Here is a 552-nt window from a genome sequence, read left to right as displayed (position 1 = left end):
TAACATCATTGATTAAAATCAATTCACATCTATGATTTTGATACTCAAGGGTATGCGCCGAAACCTCAACTAAAATCTGGCTACCATCTTTTTGCGATGCGTCCAAATCTCAGGCACGCTAAAGCCAATGGATACTTTAGCGATCGCTTCTAAGAGTTTGGGAACCTCCTCAACAGGACGAATATCAAGCACAGTCATGGATAAAAACTCTGCTTCACTATAGCCATAGTGGTTGATTGCCGCCTGATTGACTGCCAAAAATCTAGGGTTTCCAGATTGTAAATCCACATCGGATGGGGATTATTCTCAAAAAGATAGCGTGTTCTATTTTCAAAATCCTGCTTATTCCGATCTGTCCTTTCCCAATCTGTAATATCTTCAAATCGATTGACAAAATAAGGTTCCTTCGCCCCGCTAATATCAAGATCCGTACTTTGGATGACCTGCACAATTTGACCATCTTCGCGAATATAACGTACATTGAGGTAGCAGCGATCAATTTCCCCCGACAGCAATCTCTCCTTCAGCACATAGTAGGCAGATAAATCGTCA

Annotated in this window: 2 protein-coding genes; both read right to left on the bottom strand. The window is 41.3% G+C overall.

Going from position 1 to position 552, the window contains the following annotated elements; all coding sequences use genetic code 11:
• Positions 1–69: 69 nt before the first annotated feature.
• Complete coding sequence (locus tag PSE7429_RS27685; protein WP_009629840.1) at positions 70–198, bottom strand: hypothetical protein; 129 nt, start codon at positions 196–198, stop codon at positions 70–72.
• On the bottom strand, positions 195–552 hold a 358-nt coding region (locus tag PSE7429_RS26510; protein ID WP_009629839.1), incomplete at its 5' end, for a hypothetical protein. The genes PSE7429_RS26510 and PSE7429_RS27685, both read right to left, overlap by 4 nt.

This window comes from Pseudanabaena biceps PCC 7429 (assembly GCF_000332215.1).
Taxonomy (GTDB): domain Bacteria; phylum Cyanobacteriota; class Cyanobacteriia; order Pseudanabaenales; family Pseudanabaenaceae; genus Pseudanabaena; species Pseudanabaena biceps.
Note: the sequence above shows the minus strand (reverse complement) of the source record. Positions and strands in the feature narration are given on the sequence as shown.

Excerpts from the sequence above, each read along its gene's own strand:
- PSE7429_RS27685 (WP_009629840.1), bottom strand. The coding sequence starts at position 198 with ATGACTGTGCTTGATATTCGTCCTGTTGAGGAGGTTCCCAAACTCTTA.